A 19,080-nucleotide genomic window follows, 5' to 3' on the forward strand; every position below is an offset into this window, starting at 1 on the left:
GGCCAGCACATGGGCAGCCGTGCGTCCGATGGTCCTGAACGATCCCATTCGCGTCATTTTACTCCGTGCATCAAGCGCTTCAGCGGCACTGACAGCGCCAGCAACAGCAGGCCGATCACTGCCGAAACCTCGCCGATGGTTTGGAACACGCCGACATAGGTGTCGAGGCTCACCTTGAGGTTGGTGACTTCGCCGCCGACCGTTTCGACGCTGGCAAACTGCGCAACCACGCCTGCGACATACTGCGCGACCGCGATCGAGAGGAACCACGTCCCCATCATCAGCCCGACGATGCGGGCGATCGAAAGCTTGGTCACCATCGAAAGCCCGACCGGAGAAATGCACAGCTCGGCCATCGAATGGATCAGGTAAAGCCCGGCGAGCCACCACAGCGCGACCTTGTAGTCCGGCCCGGCAAAGGCAGCGCCCCAGACGAGGAACAGGAAGCCCGCGCCAACCCCGACAAGCGCGAGGCCGAACTTGACCGGAATTCCGGGTTCGATCCCGCGCCGGGCAAGCCCGCCCCACAGCATCGAGAACAGCGGCGCCAATGCGACGATAAAGAAGGCGTTGAAGAACTGCGTTTGCCCGGCGGTGATCGAAAACAGGCCGAACACGCTCATGTCGGTATTGCGGTCGGCAAACAGCGTCAGCGAGGAGCCGGCCTGCTCGAACAAGGTCCAGAACACGGTGTTGAAGGTGATCAGGACAATGGCGGCGATCATCATCTCGAACTCGCGCTTGTCGCCATTGCGCCACGACCAGATCAGGATGCCCGGGATCGCCACGAGGAAGGTGCCGAACATGATCTTGCCCATGATCGGCAGGCTGGCGATGTAGCCGAGAAGGCCGCTGCCCTCGGCTGGCTTCACATAGGCCATGAGGTTGGCGAAGAGCAGGTAGGCGAGCGGAATCGCGAGAACCGCGCCGGCATAGACGAGGATGTCGCGCGAGGGGTTCGCCCCCGCCGGGCGTTCGCCATAGCCATCGAGCTTGCCGCCATCGAACTGGAACAGCAGCCACGACACGGCCATGCCTGCCGCCGCCAGCGCAAAGCCCGCCCACCAGCCGAGCCCGCCCCACGAACCCATGCCGACCGCGAGCAGCGGGCAGAGGATCTGCGAGAACAGTGAGCCGAGGTTGATGCCCATGTAGAAGATCGTGAAACCCGCATCGCGCCGCCGGTCGCCTTGTTCATAGAGCTCGCCGACGATCGTCGAAATGTTGGGCTTGAAGAAGCCGTTGCCCACGGTGACGAAGGCGAGGCCGACGATCAGCAGGAAGGTGTAGAGCGGATTGCGCTCGCCGCCCGGCTCGAAACCACCCGGTGCGATATGGCGCGCCTCGCTGCCGTCAGTGCGCAGCAGCGAAACCGACTTGTCGTCGTTGCCCTTGATCCTGAGCGACGCGCCGGCATCGGTAACGTACTGCTTGCGCGCCTCGCCGCTGCCCTCGACCGTCACTTCGTAGCGTGTGCCCTCGATCAACGCGTAGGGCTTGGCAGCGCCCCCGGTGCTCGAGAAGCAGAGCACGACATAACCCAGGCTCATCAGGATCGCGCCGAACTTTACCGAGCGCTTCGAGCCGAGGAACCGGTCGGCCATCAGGCCGCCGATCAGCGGGGTGAGATAGACGAGCGCGGTAAAGCCGCCATAAAGCCCGGTGGTCGTCGTGTCGCTGAACAGGAAATGCTGCGCGAGGTAGAGCGTCAGCAGTGCCCGCATGCCATAATAGCCGAAGCGCTCCATCGCCTCGGTGGTGAAGAGCCGCGCCAGCTGGGATGGATGCCCGAACCATGCAGCATCGCGGCTTCGCGGTGCTGGCGGGGCCTCTGCTGCTCCAAGCGGATCTGACATGGTTAGAACGTGCTCCCCTCGCGCATTTTGTGGCGACTTTGGGAGCATGATTAGCGCCTAACCGCGCCTTGGAAAGGTTCTTGTCGAAGTTTATCCAGCCAATTCAAGACGCAAGGCACTTTTGTGCGCCGGGTGCGCCGTGCTTGATCACCTGCTAACCAAAAGCACTCCTTGCGTGAAACTTTGTTTCGCCCGGATTGCGTGACTCGCTGTATTATGGCACTGCATCACCCATGACATCGTCAGGCTCAGCGGCGGGGCGGCCCGTCTATCTCAAGCTCCGCGACCAGATTGCGGCCGCGATTCTTGACGGCACTTTTGCGGAAGGTGCCATGCTGCCCTCGGTTAGGGCCTTTGCCGCGGCCGAGGATGCCAATCCGCTTACGGTTGCCAAAGCCTACCAGCAGTTTCAGGCCGAGGGCCTCGTGCAGGTCCAGCGCGGGATCGGCATGTTCGTGGCCCCGGGCGCGGCGGATATCCTGCGGACGCGGGAGCGCGAGGCTTTCCTGCGTCACGAATGGCCCGAGATCAGGGCACGCATGCGGCGGCTGCATCTCGATCCCGCGCAGTTGTTGGGTGCGCCCGAACCGATCTGACCCTAATCCCTTGCGGTATAACGATTGATAAGTTGCCGCACCGGCAATGGTCTGGCACTATCTGCCTGCTCCAGCGGACCGGGACTCGCCCGGAAAGGAGTCCTGCCGGCGGCACGGATCAAGCCCAAAGGGCGTTCGATGAAGCCGGCAGCAAGTAGGGGGGATGCGGATGATCCGATCCGAATTGTTGCAGGCGCTTGCCAAACAGAGCCCGAGCATGCGCAGCGAAGAGATCGAGCGCGTTGTCGACGTGTTTTTCGATGAGATCGCCAAGCGGCTTGCCGAAGGCGGACGCGTCGAATTGCGCGGCTTCGGTGCGTTCTCGACCCGCGAGCGTGATGCGCGCAAGGGCCGCAACCCGCGGACCGGCGACTCGGTCGAGGTTCCGGGCAAGCGCGTGCCCTATTTCAAGCCCGGCAAGGACATGCGGCTGCGGCTCAACGCCGAGTAGTTGCTGGGGGCAGGGAACCTGGCTTTCCCCGCCCGATCCTCAGTCAACCCCAATGCGTCCAATGTGCCGGGCGACCGTTGCCGTGCGCGCTGCTCTGTGCCATCGCCCCGGTCCTGTTGATCCGGCCTGCGATGCGGGCTTCCATGTGCGGACGTGGCGGAATGGTAGACGCAGGGGACTTAAAATCCCTTGAGCTCAGCTCGTGCGGGTTCGAGTCCCGCCGTCCGTACCATCTTAAGTTGCTGAAAATGAAGCGGAAAGCTTCTAACGATGACTAGCGGCCCTCGCTCCCTTAGCCCAAGGTGGGGGACAAGGTGGGGGTCAGAATGTTGCGCAGGGCGCTTTGGGGGAGGGCGGACCATCGGTGCAGAGGGTCCCTTTGGGTTTCGGAATGACCCTATCGCCGCACCCGCTGTAGGGTCCCGATCAGTCGCGCCAGAGGGTCCTTCGCAGACCCATATAACCAGCGCCTTATGTCCCGCAGAAATCCTCGCTTCGGAATAAAACCCCGACATGCAGGAGTGTGGGCTCGAAATCCGGACAGGAATAAAGCCCAGACACGCCCTGAGAGGAGAGTGGCAACGCCCCCCTCACAGACCCCCTGAAGGACACTTCCACAAGACCCTTATCACATGCCCAAGACACCCATACGCCGATCCTTCGCTGACAATGCGAAGCCGGGACGCCCTGCGGGCCAGCGTCCCCGGAAGTCCCCTAAGCCCGCCACAGTCGCAGAGTTCGTTTCGGACGCTCTGTCCTCCCCTACCTCACCCCCGCCCCCGCTGCCTCCGTTGCTGCCCAGAGACGACAATCGTCACAGGGGGTCTATCTGGTCCGGTATGTCCCCGGCAGAGCGAACGGCCCACGCCAAGAAGCTCGCAGCCTTGCGCGATCCTGCCAACATGGTGCGGCCCAGTCGCAAGGGGGTGGCAAGGGGATGGTCTGCGGAAGCCTTCGCAGTCGCCAAGGCCCAAGCCCAGATGGAAGCCGCCGAACTGGTCTCCCGATTGAAACAGGCGGGACTAATCGCCCCAGACGATCATGCGGGCGCACAGGCCACGCTAGAGGCCCTGACGTTCGTGAAGACCCCCGGCTCCCGTATCGAAAGGGTGAAGGTCGCACGGCGGCTCCTACGTTTCTACGCCTCCCCGGAGCTTGCCACGCTCATCTAATCCCCAAGGCCTCATCCGGGCCTTCCATTCATCACTTCAAGCCTTCCCCTCACTCTCCCTGCGACGGCAGGCGGGAGGGCTTCAGCATTCCTAGGATAGACACCATTCAAATCAATGAGACAGACAGCGGCCAAGGCCGCCCCAAGCGATTAGGAGATGGCGACAATGCCGCCCGGTCGCACCGCCAAGCCACGCCCATGCGCTTCGTATCGGTCGTACCCCCCAAGGGCTTCGATACGCCGTGCTACGTGTGCGTCAGCCACACCTACAACGAAGACGGATACCTCTACAAATCGTGGAAAGTGGAAGCCGAAGGGCGTAAAATCAAAGAGCCGTTCTATCGGTTTATCCTTCAAGCCCATCTAGGCTGGTCCGAATGGCCGAAGGGTCTTGAGGTCAACCACAAGTGCCAGAACCGTGCTTGCTGCAATCCGGCCCACCTGCAAGCCCTTGAGCGTTCGGACCACAAGCGGGTGACGAACACATTGCGCTATGAGCCCCGCAACGAAGCCGCGCGACTCCATTGGATGATCCACGGTTGCACCGGGACCGAACTGGCGAAACTGTTTGGTGTGAGCTTTTCCGCTGCCTGTCGATGGATCAGGGAATGGAAGGCAGAGGATCAGATGGAATAGCCCCTAGAATGGCCTAGGAGGCTCATACAGCGCGAAGAGGGGAATTTAGGTCTCTCACTCCATTTAGGCCATCTCCCGCCGTACGGGTCTCCTAGGGGCCCTGAGGGCCATGCGCCTCCCTTAAGCCCCTGTTTGTGTCCAAAAGGACCAGCCCCCACCGCAGAACTAGCCGAATAAGTTTTCAATTGAAACCTTAGGCCATCTGCCTTGTTGAGAGTGATTATCAAATGTTAGTTTCCAAGGTCTGCGGAAAGGGCTGGCGAGGGAGGGTAGACCGAAAACGCAATCCCTTTACCTCCCGCCTCCCCCTAGTAGGTGAAGGTCTCCAAGACCCTCTCCCTCTCTTATGTCCTTATGTCATATCTCTCGATACGCTGTCCTCAGTCTCACCAGTGATGACAGAGAAGATATTCCCTTAGTCATCCCCTCAGGCAAACCTAGTCAATGACAGGGACAACTCCCACAGCCTTCTTGAAGCTCTCTTCCAAGACCTTCTTCGCTGCCTCCTTCGCCTGCACCGGGACAATGAGGCTATCATGCACCGGGAGCGAAGGAACGTCATGGTCGAAGGCCAGCGTCTCCATGGCTGACAGGACAATCTCACTCTCGATGAACTGAAGGTCTGCCCATCCCATTCCTACGGCTGACCCTTCGCCCTCTTCAGACAGAATAGGGAGGGCCTTCAGGATAGAGTCTCCGGTCCTCTTCAGTGGGAAGTCACTGCGAAGGTCTACCCCCTGCTTCCCTAGCTCTGCGATTGCTACGGCAGACCACCGGGAATGACGCCTCCCGTGACTCAGTGTCATCGTGACCCACTGCTTGACCACAGGGCGCGGAATGCCCTCCACCGTGTAAGGGTCTGCCTCACCCAGGACTAAGCCCGGAACATGCCCAAGGCCCGCTAGGATCGTGAGATGGCTGGTCCGGAAGTCTAGCTCCACGGTCGCTTCGCCATTGATGGTGATAAGGGCTCTCTCTGTGTCCTTCTTCATCCAAGAATGAGGACCGTAGAGCCTGCCTCCCTTGTTCCACGCGAAGCCCTCCGCATCGCCCTGATTGAACTTCCGAACCAGACGCACTGGACCGATGGGCGCGAAGGTCTGCCGGGACAGGTAGGAATTGATCCTCTCGATGCGATCCACAATGGCAGGCAAGCGAGCGTCATCCTTGGGGAGAGGCAAGAGCCTGCCTTTGTACTTCTCTCCCATTTAGCGCCCGGAGCTGGCGCGAAGCTCCACACAGGGAAGCAAAGGAGCCCTCTGGGAGGCGAAGCGGGCGAAGTGCTGGCCCCATGTCTCGCGCGATATGCCCTTGTCCGCGAAACGCCCCCTGAGAGCTTCGGTCGCCCGGAAGCGAGGGGCAGTCCCCTGCACCGCGATCCACGCGCCCGTAGCGATGCTTGGAGCAAACCGCGCCGTCCCCGGCAAGACCTCTATCAAGCCCTGCGTCTGCGCTGCCCGATACATGGATGAAGGGTCTATATCCCACGTCCCCACCATTGAAGGTGTTAGAGCGCAGACTGCGATACAGCCATCCGTCCGCGTCCTTCGGGTTTCCCTCAATCAGGTCTGACACCAGCGCACCGAACGCAGCCTTTCGGGAGGCAAGCGCCTTGTCCCCGGTCGCTGCCATGATTTCCACGCACAGGGCGTCGCACAGGTCCCGCGCGACCTCTGACACCGGACGCGCCGTTAGGGCCGCGAAGTGATCGCGGGTTTTGTCCTTCAGTTCTATGGTGGTGCAGTCAGTATCGCTCATGTGAAATCTACGGAGATTATTGGATAGGAGGGCAAGACCGGAGCGCTCCGGTAATGTCCATGCAACTCAGCGAACGCCCTGTAGGCGAGTGATTCTTAACCGATCAAGGCGCATACACAGGCGGGTAATTTGACGAGGTTTTTATGTCCGAGCAGCCGCCACGAGACCGCACTGAAAGGGCTGTCCGGCAGACAATCCTAAGCATCATGTCAAATCGTAGGACCTTGGATGAAATCATCGCGAGACTTGGCGACCAAGGTTTCTCAGGAGACGAAATTAAAGCAATTCTTTCTGAGGCAGCCAATCGAATTGAACGAAGCAATGCCGGAATGAATGAAGTAGTAAACTACGAGAATATAAAAACGGTTTTTTACCTCCTCGCTGTGATCGTATTCATTATTTTAGTTTCTTACTCACGATATTGAAATGTGCTTAATCCGATTCCTCGCCGGTGACAAAGGTATGAGAGACACTATTCGGTCTGCACCAAGGCCCACTCCTCGCCAAAATTAGAAGCCCGTGCCAGAACCCCCTCAGGCCCTCTTTTCGCACCCACTGGACCTTTTCGCGCCTCCCCCGCAGAACAACAACGGAGACGGCAGGAACGCAGAATGCAGGCCCCCGGTCCCGCCCCGCGCCCCCGATCCTCACCCCGCTGCGCAGTACCGGGCCACAGTGGCCTTCGAGAGGCCGAAATGATCGCAGGTTTCCCGGATGCTCTTGCCGTTCGCCTTCCGCCACGCAGCGACCTCCGCAGAATCCGCAGCCATAGGACGCCCAAGGCTCGCCTTCCCCCGGTGCGTCCTCCCAGTGGCCCTCAGGGCCTCCCGCGCCTTCTCCCGGCCATCGTCGCAGCGCTCCTTGATCCTCTGGCGCTCCATGTCCGCAATCTGGGCAAGGACAGCGACCACAATCTCCCCTGCGCCCCGCCCGATAACCCCCAGCCCCCGAACGTCCAGCATGACGCCCTTGTCGAGAAGGAAGCGCACCGTCGATTGAACGTCCAGCGCATCGCGCCCCAAGCGGTCGAGAGCATAGAGGCAGACCGTATCCCCGTCCCGGACGTAGGACAGCAGCGCAGCGAAGCCCGGACGATCCTTCGCCAGTATCGCGCCGCTGACGCCTTCGTCCGAGAACTCCTTGTCGAAGGTCCCCCCAAGGGCATGGCGCTGCGCTTCAACGCTCTGGTCGGAAGTGCTGCACCGGAAGTAGGCAATACGGCTCATGGCAAGCTCCACGTCTCAAAAGGTATGCCTTGATATACGAGACAGTCTCATATTACGTCAAGGCATGTTGTGAGACATTTTCAGTGTCCCCTACGAGCATGTCTCAAAGGTTAGAACTTGAGAGACACCACCAGCTCAAGAGGCAGGGCGCAACACCAATGGCGAATGGTCCGGGCAATGCCCCATCCGATCCTCTCAGGGTTTCCGCGCCAATGTCCGGGGAGACAGACCCGTCAAGGGATAGGGCAGGACCGAACGGCTGGCCTCAAGTCCCCTCCGGCTCTCCGTCCGAAGCCAATGCGGCTCCGGGTCCCTTTGGGTCCCCTTTCCGCCTCCACCGGGCTCCCCCGGCCCTTCGCCACAATCGACTTCCAAAAAATGGCTAAACGCCATCGGCTGTTGTTGTTCTCTGAAACTGAGGAGGGGGACAGAGGCCCTTGTCGCCTTGACGTGATCAAAACGGCTTTTCGACGCCAAAATGGCCTCCAACCGCTGCCGACTAGAGTACGGAGTTGTCGGCAGCATATCTTGTCGCTTAGAGTTTGGCATGGCCACTCCCGAACCCATCGTAAACGACTATCTGGCTCACGAGCTGCGATCAAAACACCCCGAATGGCTAAGGGACGGAATAGTCATCGCCGAAAACACTGCGTCTTTTGCATCCAAGGGCCAACGGCCAGATATCATCGTTTGCGATGACTGGGCGGCTCCGGTTGGCGTGGAGACAGAATACCAGCCTGCGATGACAGTTGAAAAGGATGCCGCTTCCCGATTGGGGCAAGTATATACCCCAACTGGTGGAAAAATACACGCAGTTGTGGCCGTAAGGTTGCCATCGCGATACCGGAATCTCAACGGTTCAGCTATCGCAAATGCTCTTCGCGTTGAGAAAGAGTTAGAATACTGCTTGCTTACAGGTGACAATCCTGTCGGTTACCACAGGTGGCCAAGTACCGGCTTTGTCAAAGCCTCAGTAGCCAACCTCGCGTCCGTTATAGTAAGTGCTAAGGTGTCATCGGCCTTAATCGACACGGCTGCTACTATCCTTGAGAATGGGGCCAGAATGGTCGCATCTCAAATAGAAGCCTCTGCAGTTTCGCATATCGGAATCGGTGTTTCGATAGCGGATACGCTCAAGCAAGAGGCTGGTTTTCAAACTTACGCCATGACGGCCACAATTCTTATCAATGCATTTGTATTTCAGGAAACACTTGCGGGAGCGTCTCACGAGCTATTGACTGTCACGAGCCTCTACAAACTTGGCCAAGTCGCAATGAAACCCACTAAGGGTGAGGTAATTGCAGCTTGGGACCATATTCTCTCGATAAACTACTGGCCCATTTTTGGCGTGGCTCGAAAGCTCGTGGAAGACATCCCCCCGGCGCTATGGTCGCAAGTGCGCGACATTTGCATCGGGACCGCAGATCAGCTCCTTTCGATGAATCTCGGCAAAAATCCGGACCTTGTGGGCACCATTTTTCAGCGCCTCATCTCCGATCGAAAATTTCTTGCTACGTTTTACACGGCCCCCTCATCAGCAGCGCTAATGGCGCGGTTGCTGGTTTCTGACACGCCGCCAAATGGGGTCTCATGGGGAGACGTGGAGAAGGTGCAGGCGCTCCGGGTTGCAGATTTTGCGTGCGGGACTGGTTCGCTGTTATGCGCTGTGTATTCGGCTATGCAGATGCGACTTGAGCACGCCGGAATCAATAGCGCCGACATGCATCGCTCTATGGTAGAGAAGACCCTTGTGGGCTGCGATGTGCTGCCATCCGCTACCTACATCACCGCCTCGCAACTCTCTTCTGCGCATCCCACTGTACAATATGGTGGGACGAATATCCTCACCTTGCCGTTCGGGCAGACAGCGTCTGGAGGCATTGCGCTCGGTGCACTGGACTTACTTGATACTCAAGGCGTTATGCCAACGATCGCCACTCACGCGACCGGTGTAGGTGCCACGTCCTTGGTCGAAACCGATACTTGGAGTGCAGTCGGAGGTGCGGCGGTCGGTGACGCCTCCTTCGATATTGTCGCAATGAATCCACCGTTTACACGGTTGACTGGCGGTGGAGGGAAATCGTCCGAGGTTTCTCGCCCGCTGTTTGCTGCCTTTGGGACTGATGAAGCGACTCAAGCAAAGATGGGTAAGAAAGCCCAAAAGCTGCTGGCTGATACTGCATACCACGGGAATGCTGGCGCGGCGGCAGCGTTCGTGGAAATCGGCAACCGCAAGCTCAAAACTGGTGGCAAGCTTGGATTAATTCTGCCTCTCAGCGCTCTTTCTGGTGCGTCGTGGGCGGAGTGTCGGCGGGTTTGGCGACGACATTATGAAGGTCTTATTACGTTTTCGATCGCTGCTGATGACAAGCACGCCGCCTTTTCCGCAGATACAGGAATGGCCGAAAGCATGATTGTCGGGACCAAAGCCCTTACGCCGTCTGATCGCCTGACAAGCGTGTCCCTCTACAGACGCCCTGAATCAACACTTGAAGGAGCCGAGATTGCACGGGTGGTCAAAGACCTCATTGCCTCTGCGACGGTGCGCCGAATTGAGGATGGTCCGGTAGGCGGCACCGACATAATGATGGGCGGAGAAAAGGTGGGTGAGCTTGTCTCAGCTCCCACCGCTCCTGACCCTTGGCCACTATCCCGTATTCGCGATCACTCTATTGCCCAGACAGCATACCAGCTCTCGATTGGAGCAATCTGGTTGCCAGGGTCGCTCGAACCCAACTTGGTGAACGCTCCTATTTGTCGGCTTGACCAACTGGGCGAACCGGGTCCGTATCATCTCGATATCTCCGGTGGCGGCACGAGCGGTGGCGCACCGCGTGGTCCCTTCGAGCTTCGAGCCACAAACAAACCAGCTTCAGTTAGCTTTCCAGTGATGAAAGCCCACGATGAATCCCGAGAGCGCTATCTTGAGATTGATCCTGACGCAGAAGGCGTAGTCCGTGGGTCTCCAGAGGCTTCAGTTAGGGCGATCATTGACGCGCGAGCAAAAGCGATATGGGCCACCCGCACCCGTTTGCATTTTGCAACTGACGTGCAATTCAACTCTAATGCGTTGATAGCATGCCTAACGAGCCGACCCGCGATAGGTGGTCGAGCTTGGCCTTCGTTTCGCATGAGTGATCCTCGCTTTGAACAAGTGATTGCGCTCTGGTTCAATTCAACACTTGGAATTCTGAGCTTTTGGTGGAGTGCGAACAAGACGCAGGATGGCCGTGGCTCAGTGACCACGTCACGTTTAGGCGAACTAGTGTCAATTGATCCCCGTACATTCGACGAGATGGCTCTGGCCGAAGCGGATCAGTTCTTCGATACATTCAAAGGCCGGAGCCTGATGGACGTTCACGAGGCTAGCTTTGATGAGGCTCGCGCCGAGCTTGATGAGTTCGTTGCCAAGCATCTCTTGAACGCTGGCACTCGTCTACAAGAAGTGACTGATGGATTGCGGCTCCTGCGATCGAAGCTTGTCATCGAGCCATCAATTCGCGGAGCACGCCGAAACTGATAGCTCGGGCCTTAAGGTTGACCGGAGAACAAGCTGGCAATCTGGCCCTCATTAACGCCTCGCTCCAAGGCCATATTGCTGGTCCGGGCTGGCCTATTCCATTGATGCGGGCGAATGAAGGGTATGCTTCATTGAGATTGACGAGGAGTCCGAGGTTTGGGAATCTAGTCAAATGCCCATCTATCCCGACAAAAAGAACGGAAAGCCCACAGGCCGCTATCGCGTGGAAGTCCAGCTTAACGGGCAGCGGCTTCGCGGACGCGCGGAAACCATGCGCGAGGCCAAAAGGCTGGAAATCGAGCTTCAGGAGCGCTTGGCCGGGGGAGAGGGGCAACCGAAGGTTAAGAGCACCGCTACACCCCCTCCGCTGCCCCAAGAGGCGCTTCCGTGTCTCACAGTCCGTGAAGGGGCCGACAAGGCCAAAGGTCTGCTATGGGCGGGACAGGCGACGGAGACTACAAGCCTCGCCAAACTGGATCGTATCGTCGCCATGGTCGGCCCTAAGCTCCCACTGGACGCCCTAGACGCGAACAAGATGGACGAACTAGTCTCGACCCTGAAGGACGGAGGGGCCTCAGAGGCCACCGTTAACCGATACCTGTCCTGCGTCTCTGCCTTCCTCAAGTTCTGCAAGAAGCGTGGCTTCCGCACCTTGCCGCCCCCTGAGCTTGATTGGCGGGACGAAGACGAAGGCCGCATTCGATGGCTGTCCTACGAGGAGGAAGCGCAACTATTGGGACTCTTGCCCGCGCCCTATTCCACCGTGGTCTATCTGGCGATCAGGACTGGAATGCGTGCGTCCGAACTAATGGGCCTGAAGCCCGATCAGGTGCAGCCGCGCTGGGTTCACTTATGGAAGACCAAGAACGGCTCCCCCCGATCCGTTCCGCTTTCGGATGACCTCTATCAGCGCCTCGCCCCCTTGGTCACCAAAGGCGAGATGCCGGACTACTGGTCGGTCTATCGACACTGGCAGCGGGCACGGAAAGCCATGAAGCTCGATAGTGACCCCACGTTTGTTTTCCACGCTTGCCGCCACACCTACGCCACCCGCGCAGTGCAGGCCGGTATGAACCTGCGGGTCCTTCAGAAACTAATGGGTCACAAGGCCATTCAGACGACCCTTCGCTATGCCCATGTGGATGATAGGACACTGGCGGACGCTGCGTTCGCCGCCCTGCAATTTCACGACCAACGCGGGGGACAGGTGGGGGACGAAGGTGGGGTATTTGCACCGAAACCCCCCTCCAAATCCCTTGTCGTCCCACCTAAGACAGCGGCGAGAACGGCAGAAAACCGTGTGTTCATGTCCATCGGACGTAACGGAATGCCCCCGCTGGGTGACTTAAAATCCCTTGAGCTCAGCTCGTGCGGGTTCGAGTCCCGCCGTCCGTACCAGATCAAGCGATAGGTCCCCACCCGTGCCACGTCCCGCGGCGCCCGTCTGCCTGCCGCAGCAGGTGCTCCGCCCGCCGCAGAGGGAACGCGTTAGCAGCAGGTAAGGATATCTCTTGCGTCCTGGTTAATCTAACCGGGGGCAATGCGGCAGGATGCTGCAGGGAGGCGGGCCATGGCGGTCATCAAGGGCACGATCAACGCCGACACACTGAACGGGACGGTCAATCCGGACCAGATCACCGGCCTTGCCGGCATCGATATCCTGAAGGGCCTCGGCGGCAACGACCTGCTCGACGGCGGTGCCGGCAATGACACGATGTACGGCGGTGCGGGCGACGACACCTACATTGTCGATTCCACTGCCGACAAGGTGATCGAACTGACCGGCGAGGGGATCGACCTGGTCAAGGCGAGCGTCAGCTTCACGCTGGGCAATTTCGTCGAGAACCTGCTCCTGATGGGATCGGCGGCGATCAACGGAACCGGCAACGGGCTCGCCAATACGCTGACCGGCGGCAGCGGCAACAACATCCTCAAGGGCCTTGCCGGAAATGACATTCTGGACGGCGGCGCCGGTGCGGACCAACTGGTCGGCGGGACCGGCATGGACAAGATGACCGGCGGCGCAGGCAACGACAAGTTCGTATTCGATGATGGCGACTTCGCCAGCAAGACAGCGACCAATGCCGACGTGATCGTCGACTTCACCGCGGGCGACAAGATCGACCTCAGCCTTGTCGATGCGGTGAGTAGCGCGACCCCCTACAACCAGCCCGGGGACCAGGCCTTCGTATTCATCAACCACAACCGGTTCCATATCGAAACCGGGCGCGAGCTGCGGTATGACGTCGTGGGTGGCAACACGTATGTCTATGGCAACGTGAACGGCGATGCGACGGCGGATTTCTGTATCAAGATCATGGGGATCCACACCCTCACATCGAGCGATTTTGTTCTCTAGGGTTCGCGCGGGAGGCGCTTCGGACTGATGACGGCACAGCTTCCGGTATCGCGGCGAACCGTCCTTGGCGGCCTCGCCGGGGCCGCGCTGGCGGGGCTCCATACCCCGGCAGAAGCAGCGGTCTCGCTCGATATGGCGAAGTATCGCGGCAAGGTCGTCTACGTCGACTTCTGGGCCTCGTGGTGCGGGCCGTGCAAACTCTCGTTCCCGTTCATGCAGCAGCTTGCCGGGCGCTATCCGGCAAGCGACCTTGCCGTCGTTACGATCAACGTCGACCGCCAGCGCGCCGCTGCAGATGCCTTCATGCGGCAGGTTCACTCCAACCTTCCGGTGATCTATGATGCAGCGGGGGATCTGGCGCAGGCGTGGAAGGTGGCAGACATGCCCACCTCGCTCGTCTTTGATCGCAAGGGTGTGATGCGGTTCCGTCATCAGGGCTTCTTCCCGGGCAAGGTGCGCGAGTACGAGGGCCATGTCGCCCAGCTCGTGCGCGAAGGCTGAGCTCGTGCGCCGCGCGCGCCTGCTGGTCCTCGCAGCTCTGCCTCTGCTCGGCGCCTGCACGCACGGCGGCCTCCATGTCGGGGCAAAGCCTTGGCAGCGCGACGTGCTGGCGCGCAAATCGATGCAGTTGGCGCGCGAACCGGCGATCATGGCCTTCGACGAGCATACCTACTTCAGCAAGGAAGCGGCCTCGGGCGGGCGCAGCTTCGATGGCGGGGGATGCGGGTGCAATTGAAGCGTGGCGGGCTCGCTGCCACACTGGGTGCACTGGCGGGGGCGCTGCTGGGATCCTCGACCGCTGCGGCCCAGTCCGAAGCCGCTCCGGCCAATGCCTACGACCAGACTGCGAGCGAGACAGGATCGGTCGTCGCCGATACGGCGCTGCTGATCTACCAGGAGGACGATCACCGCGTCCGCGCGGTGGAGACCGCCGCGAGCCTCACGTGGAACGCGGCCAGCGGCATGGTCGTCTCCGGCAAGTTCACCTACGATTCGCTGACCGGAGCGACACCGAACGGCGCGATCCGCTCGCGCTACCCGCAGACTTTCGTTCCGCCGCGCAAGACCCGCTTCATTGGCGGCGGGCTCGGCACCAATCCCGATACGCATACCGGCGCCTCCGGCCGCTATACCACGGCGCCCAACCAGCTGCCCGTTGACAAAGGCTTCAAGGACCACCGCGAAGCCTACGATCTCGGGGCGACGCTTCCGCTTGCGGACGGGCTCAAGCTGAGCGTCGGCGGTGCCGCTTCGTCCGAGACGGATTTCACCTCCTACTCCGCGCGCGCCTCGCTCGCCAAGGAGCTGTGGGGCAAGAACACTACCCTATCGCTGGGCTTCAATTACGAACGCGACAGCGTGCGGCCGTTTATAGGCGTGCCGCGCGCGCTGTCCTACATGGGCGATCGCATCGTCGGACAGGCCCGCGTCAAGCAGATCGCCAGCATGGTCGCGGGCATCACCCAGGTGCTCAGCCCCGGCTGGCTGGTGCAGCTCAACTACAGCTATGGCGATAGCCGGGGCTATCACACCGATCCCTACAAGATCTTCACGCTGGTCGATGTCGATACCGGCGATCCCTTCTATTACATCTACGAGAAGCGCCCGAACCGGCGCGAGCGCAGCAGCATCTATGCGGCGACCAAGTTTGCGCTCGGCTCGGCCGTCACCGATGCCTCGGCACGCTGGTATCACGATAGCTGGGGCATCAATGCGATGACCTATGCGCTATCGGAACATGCCCCGGTGGGCCGCGCCGGCTATGTCGAGCCGGGCCTCAGGTTCTATCGCCAGACCGCCGCGCGTTTCTTTGCGCCCTACCTCGGGATCGATGTGCCGACGCCGCCCTTTGTCAGTGCGGACAGCCGGCTGTCGCGCTTTCACGCCTGGACTTTCTCCCTGAAGGCCGGTGCGCATCTTACCGCGCACTTGGAATGGTATGGCGCTGCCGAACGTTATGTGCAGGAAGGGCTTCGCTTCGATCGATCCGCGCCGGGCGTGCTGGCTCGGACCGATCTGTTTTCCGGAACCCGTTCGACCAGCCTGATCAGCGGATTGCGCTACACGTGGCATTAGGGTCGGGCACTGAAGGCAGGCGCTAAGGACGGAACACGGATGGCAAAGGCAGCGAAACCGGCAGGCGTTCACAAGCACCGCTTCACGGCCATGGGCACGCCCTGCGAAGTGCAGGTTGAATCCCGCGATCGCCGGCTGGCGGCGGAGCTGGCGCGGATGGGGGAGGTGGAAGCGCGCCGGATCGAGGAAAAGTTTACCCGCTACAAGCCGACCGGTGTGGTCTGGGCGATCAACAATGCGGGCGGCAAGCCAGTCGAGGTGGATGAAGAAACCGCCGGACTGCTCGACTACGCCGCGCAGGTCCATGCGCTGAGCGCGGGGCGCTTCGACGTGACCTCGGGCGTGCTCCGGCGGGCATGGAAGTTCGATGGCTCGGACCGCGTGCCCGAGCACGACGCGGTCGCCGCGCTGATGCCGCTCATCGGCTGGCAAAAGGTGCAGTGGGACCGCCCCCGGTTGACGCTTCCCCCGGGGATGGAAATCGATCTCGGCGGCATCTGCAAGGAATACGCGGTTGATCGCGCGGCCATGGCGATCAAGGCAGCTGCCGATTGCCCGGCTCTGGTCAATTTCGGCGGCGATCTGCGCACGACGCGCACCAAGGAAGCCGGGCGGTGGGCCGTGGCAATCGAATCGCTCGATCCAGCCAAGGCTTCCGGCGGCCTGCTGCAGATCGGCGAAGGCGCGATTGCGACCAGCGGGGATGCCAAGCGCTTCCTCCTCAAAGCGGGCAAGCGCTACAGCCACATCCTCGATCCACGCACCGGTTGGCCCGTGGAGAACCCGCCGCGCTCGATCACTGTGGCCGCGCGCACCTGCGTGCAGGCCGGTACGCTCTCCACGCTCGCGATGCTGCTCGGCCCCGATGCAGAGGCGTTCCTCAAGGCCGAGAAAGCCGAAGCCTGGGTGCTCTGGTAACCGCGCCGACTTACCCTGGGTAACAACATGTCAAGGATCAGTAGGTTAGAAGCCTACTTGCACAGCGGAGCGTGCATCTGTCCCGAAGGATTCGGCCGGGTGCACAAGGGGAAACGGGCTTGGCACAGGAACGTCAGCTGCCGGGGAATTCCCGGCAGGATCAGATGGGCGCGCCCCCCGGTACGGAGCTCCGCTCCGCGCCGCGCTATGCCCTGCTGATTCGTACCGCCAAGATCATCGCCGACGGGCGCGAGTTCCTCTGCATCATCCGCGATGCTTCGGCCACCGGCCTCAAGATCCGCCTCTTTTCCGATCTGCCCAAGGCCCGCGAGCTTGCGGTCGAGCTGATGACCGGCGATCGCTATCCGGTCGAGCTGATCTGGCAGGCCGACGATTACGCCGGCGTGCGGTTTCCCAAGGAAATCGATGTCGAGAAGCTGCTCGACGAATCCCGCGGCACCTATCCCAAGCGGCAGATCCGGCTGCAGATCGTGTTGAGCGGCGTGTTGCATTCGGGCGGCGAAGCCGTTTCGGTGGTCTTCCGCAATCTGTCGCAGCAAGGTGCCTGCGTGGAATCGGATAAGTGGCTGCTGATGAACGAGCTGGTCCGGATCGACACCGGCGTCACGCCGCCGCTTTACGCCAAGGTGCGTTGGCGCAGCCATCCCCGTTACGGCCTCATCTTCGAACATACCTTCCGGCTCGAGGAGCTTGCCCGCATTTCGGCGCCGCTTCAGTTCGCGCAGGCGCTCGAATCGCATGCCAGGGCCAGCGATTCGCCGCCCTCGGCGAGTGAGGGCTGAACCGGTCCGCTTTCGCCAATCCCGCCCGACGCGTTAACTGTCTCTTATCCATTTTCGTTCACTTCCGCTCTCAAGGCATGAACGCTTGAGCGGGAGCTAGCGATGGGTAACGGTTTCACGGGTCTGCAGGGGGAAAGCAGCGAGGTCGTGGTCGATGTGGCAATCATCGGCGCAGGGCCTGCGGGGCTGACCGCCGGCTACCTGCTGTCGAAGAAGGGCCTCAAGGTCGCGATCATCGAGAAGGACACCCGCTACGTCGGCGGCATCAGCCGCACGGTTGAGCACGAGGGCTACCGCTTCGATATCGGCGGTCACCGCTTTTTCTCGAAGTCCCAGCAGGTTGTCGATCTGTGGAACGAGATCCTGCCCGACGACTTCATCCAGCGCCCGCGCATGAGCCGCATCTATTACGAGGGCAAGTTCTACTCCTATCCGCTGCGGGCGTTCGAAGCGCTGCGCAACCTCGGCATCTGGCGCTCGACCACCTGCATGGCGAGCTATGCCTGGACCAAGCTTTTCCCGATCAAGGAGGTGAAGAGCTTCGAGGACTGGACCAGCAACCAGTTCGGCAAGAAGCTCTATTCGATCTTCTTCAAGACCTACACCGAGAAGGTCTGGGGCATGCCCTGCAACGAGATGAGCGCCGACTGGGCCGCGCAGCGCATCAAGGGGCTTTCGCTCGGCGCGGCGGTGCTCGATGGCGTCAAGCGCAGCCTCGGGCTCAACAAGCGACCGAACGACGGCATGCAGACCAAGACTCTGCTCGAAACCTTCCGCTATCCGCGCCAGGGCCCGGGCATGATGTGGGAAGCCGCGCGCGACAAGATTGTCGCCGCCGGCAGCCACGTCCTGATGGGCCATGCGATGAAGCAGCTCGCTAGCGATGGCCAGGGCGGCTGGCGCTTGTCCGCGACCCGCGCCGAAGACGGTGGCGAGACGGTGATCCGCGCCAAGCACGCCATCAGCTCCGCGCCGATGCGCGAGCTTGCGGCCCGTCTGCATCCGCTGCCGCAATCGACGCTTGAGGCCAGCCGCCTCAAGTACCGCGATTTCCTCACCGTCGCGCTCAAGATCCAATCCGAGGACCTGTTCCCCGACAACTGGATCTACATCCACGACAGCAAGGTCCGCGTCGGCCGCGTGCAGAACTTCCGCTCGTGGTCGCCCGAAATGGTGCCCGATGAAAGCGTTGCCTGCGTCGGTCTCGAATACTTCTGCTTCGAGGGCGATGACCTCTGGGCTTCGAGCGATGAGGAACTGATCAAGCTCGCGACAAAGGAAATGGACATCCTCGGCCTCGTCGATCCGGCCAAGGTGATCGGCGGCGCGGTCGTCCGCCAGGAAAAGGCCTATCCGGTCTACGACGACGAATATGCCGCCAATGTCGCCGCGATGCGCCACGAGCTGGAAGCCAGCCACCCGACGCTGCATCTTGTCGGCCGCAACGGCATGCACCGCTACAACAATCAGGACCACGCGATGATGACCGCGATGCTCACCGTCGAGAACATCGTCGCCGGCCACCGCGTCTACGATATCTGGTGCGTGAACGAGGACGCCGAGTATCACGAGGCTGGCGACGAGGGCGCGCAGGCCGCGATCCCCACCCGCCCGGTCACCGAAGACCAGGCGGCTGCGCTCGGCTCGCTGCGCGATGTGCCGACCCGGATCGTTGCGGAGGAAGGCAGTGCAGACCGCGCTGCGGCCTGA

Annotated in this window: 17 protein-coding genes and 1 tRNA gene; 15 read left to right on the forward strand and 3 right to left on the reverse strand. The window is 60.9% G+C overall.

The annotated features are described in order from the left end of the window. Window positions 1–53: 53 nt before the first annotated feature. Complete coding sequence (locus tag Q0082_RS02580) at window positions 54–1,856, reverse strand: peptide MFS transporter (protein WP_298189558.1); 1,803 nt, start codon at window positions 1,854–1,856, stop codon at window positions 54–56. Between the two features lie 233 nt (window positions 1,857–2,089). On the opposite strand from Q0082_RS02580, the gene Q0082_RS02585 reads away from it, so the two are divergent. The 5 genes from Q0082_RS02585 (at window position 2,090) to Q0082_RS02605 (ending at window position 4,710) form a co-directional block, all read left to right on the forward strand. After that, the gene (locus Q0082_RS02585) at window positions 2,090–2,452 is read left to right on the forward strand and encodes a GntR family transcriptional regulator (protein WP_298189560.1); all 363 of its coding nucleotides are present in this window, start codon (window positions 2,090–2,092) and stop codon (window positions 2,450–2,452) included. 169 nt (window positions 2,453–2,621) lie between these two features. Then, the gene (locus Q0082_RS02590; RefSeq protein ID WP_298189562.1) at window positions 2,622–2,903 is read left to right on the forward strand and encodes an integration host factor subunit beta; all 282 of its coding nucleotides are present in this window, start codon (window positions 2,622–2,624) and stop codon (window positions 2,901–2,903) included. A 147-nt stretch (window positions 2,904–3,050) separates the two neighbouring features. Further along, window positions 3,051–3,135: transfer RNA gene (locus Q0082_RS02595), tRNA-Leu, on the forward strand. A 607-nt stretch (window positions 3,136–3,742) separates the two neighbouring features. Then, window positions 3,743–4,075, forward strand: coding sequence for a hypothetical protein (locus Q0082_RS02600; protein WP_298189564.1), 333 nt, complete (start codon window positions 3,743–3,745; stop codon window positions 4,073–4,075). Between the two features lie 197 nt (window positions 4,076–4,272). Next, complete coding sequence (locus Q0082_RS02605) at window positions 4,273–4,710, forward strand: HNH endonuclease (RefSeq protein WP_298189566.1); 438 nt, start codon at window positions 4,273–4,275, stop codon at window positions 4,708–4,710. A 437-nt stretch (window positions 4,711–5,147) separates the two neighbouring features. Here the strand turns inward: Q0082_RS02605 and Q0082_RS02610 are convergent, their stop codons facing one another. Further along, on the reverse strand, window positions 5,148–5,918 hold the full coding sequence (locus Q0082_RS02610; protein WP_298189569.1) for a hypothetical protein: 771 nt from the start codon (window positions 5,916–5,918) through the stop codon (window positions 5,148–5,150). A gap of 774 nt (window positions 5,919–6,692) precedes the next feature. On the opposite strand from Q0082_RS02610, the gene Q0082_RS02615 reads away from it, so the two are divergent. Then, complete coding sequence (locus Q0082_RS02615; protein ID WP_298189571.1) at window positions 6,693–6,893, forward strand: hypothetical protein; 201 nt, start codon at window positions 6,693–6,695, stop codon at window positions 6,891–6,893. A gap of 222 nt (window positions 6,894–7,115) precedes the next feature. Here the strand turns inward: Q0082_RS02615 and Q0082_RS02620 are convergent, their stop codons facing one another. Then, a complete protein-coding gene (locus Q0082_RS02620; RefSeq protein ID WP_298189573.1) occupies window positions 7,116–7,694 on the reverse strand; it encodes a recombinase family protein in 579 nt (192 codons plus the stop codon). Between the two features lie 547 nt (window positions 7,695–8,241). Here Q0082_RS02620 and Q0082_RS02625 point away from each other — a divergent pair. The 9 genes from Q0082_RS02625 (at window position 8,242) to Q0082_RS02665 (ending at window position 19,080) form a co-directional block, all read left to right on the forward strand. Beyond that, complete coding sequence (locus Q0082_RS02625) at window positions 8,242–11,214, forward strand: hypothetical protein (RefSeq protein ID WP_298189575.1); 2,973 nt, start codon at window positions 8,242–8,244, stop codon at window positions 11,212–11,214. A 172-nt stretch (window positions 11,215–11,386) separates the two neighbouring features. Then, the gene (locus Q0082_RS02630; protein WP_298189577.1) at window positions 11,387–12,625 is read left to right on the forward strand and encodes a site-specific integrase; all 1,239 of its coding nucleotides are present in this window, start codon (window positions 11,387–11,389) and stop codon (window positions 12,623–12,625) included. A gap of 159 nt (window positions 12,626–12,784) precedes the next feature. Continuing rightward, entirely contained in the window at window positions 12,785–13,573 is a 789-nt protein-coding gene (locus tag Q0082_RS02635) for a hypothetical protein (RefSeq protein WP_298189580.1), read from the forward strand. Window positions 13,574–13,600: 27 nt separating this feature from the next. Next, entirely contained in the window at window positions 13,601–14,074 is a 474-nt protein-coding gene (locus Q0082_RS02640; protein WP_298189582.1) for a TlpA disulfide reductase family protein, read from the forward strand. A 4-nt stretch (window positions 14,075–14,078) separates the two neighbouring features. After that, window positions 14,079–14,309, forward strand: a complete 231-nt coding sequence (locus Q0082_RS02645; RefSeq protein WP_298189586.1) for a DUF4266 domain-containing protein — start codon at window positions 14,079–14,081, stop codon at window positions 14,307–14,309. Continuing rightward, the gene (locus Q0082_RS02650; RefSeq protein WP_298189588.1) at window positions 14,300–15,649 is read left to right on the forward strand and encodes a DUF3570 domain-containing protein; all 1,350 of its coding nucleotides are present in this window, start codon (window positions 14,300–14,302) and stop codon (window positions 15,647–15,649) included. Before Q0082_RS02645 ends, Q0082_RS02650 begins: the two co-directional genes overlap by 10 nt. A gap of 39 nt (window positions 15,650–15,688) precedes the next feature. Beyond that, on the forward strand, window positions 15,689–16,567 hold the full coding sequence (locus tag Q0082_RS02655) for an FAD:protein FMN transferase (RefSeq protein WP_298189591.1): 879 nt from the start codon (window positions 15,689–15,691) through the stop codon (window positions 16,565–16,567). A gap of 164 nt (window positions 16,568–16,731) precedes the next feature. Beyond that, a complete protein-coding gene (locus Q0082_RS02660; RefSeq protein ID WP_298189594.1) occupies window positions 16,732–17,370 on the forward strand; it encodes a PilZ domain-containing protein in 639 nt (212 codons plus the stop codon). 102 nt (window positions 17,371–17,472) lie between these two features. Further along, on the forward strand, window positions 17,473–19,080 hold the full coding sequence (locus Q0082_RS02665) for an NAD(P)/FAD-dependent oxidoreductase (RefSeq protein WP_298189596.1): 1,608 nt from the start codon (window positions 17,473–17,475) through the stop codon (window positions 19,078–19,080).

Source organism: Novosphingobium sp., from assembly GCF_027489515.1.
GTDB lineage: Bacteria > Pseudomonadota > Alphaproteobacteria > Sphingomonadales > Sphingomonadaceae > Novosphingobium.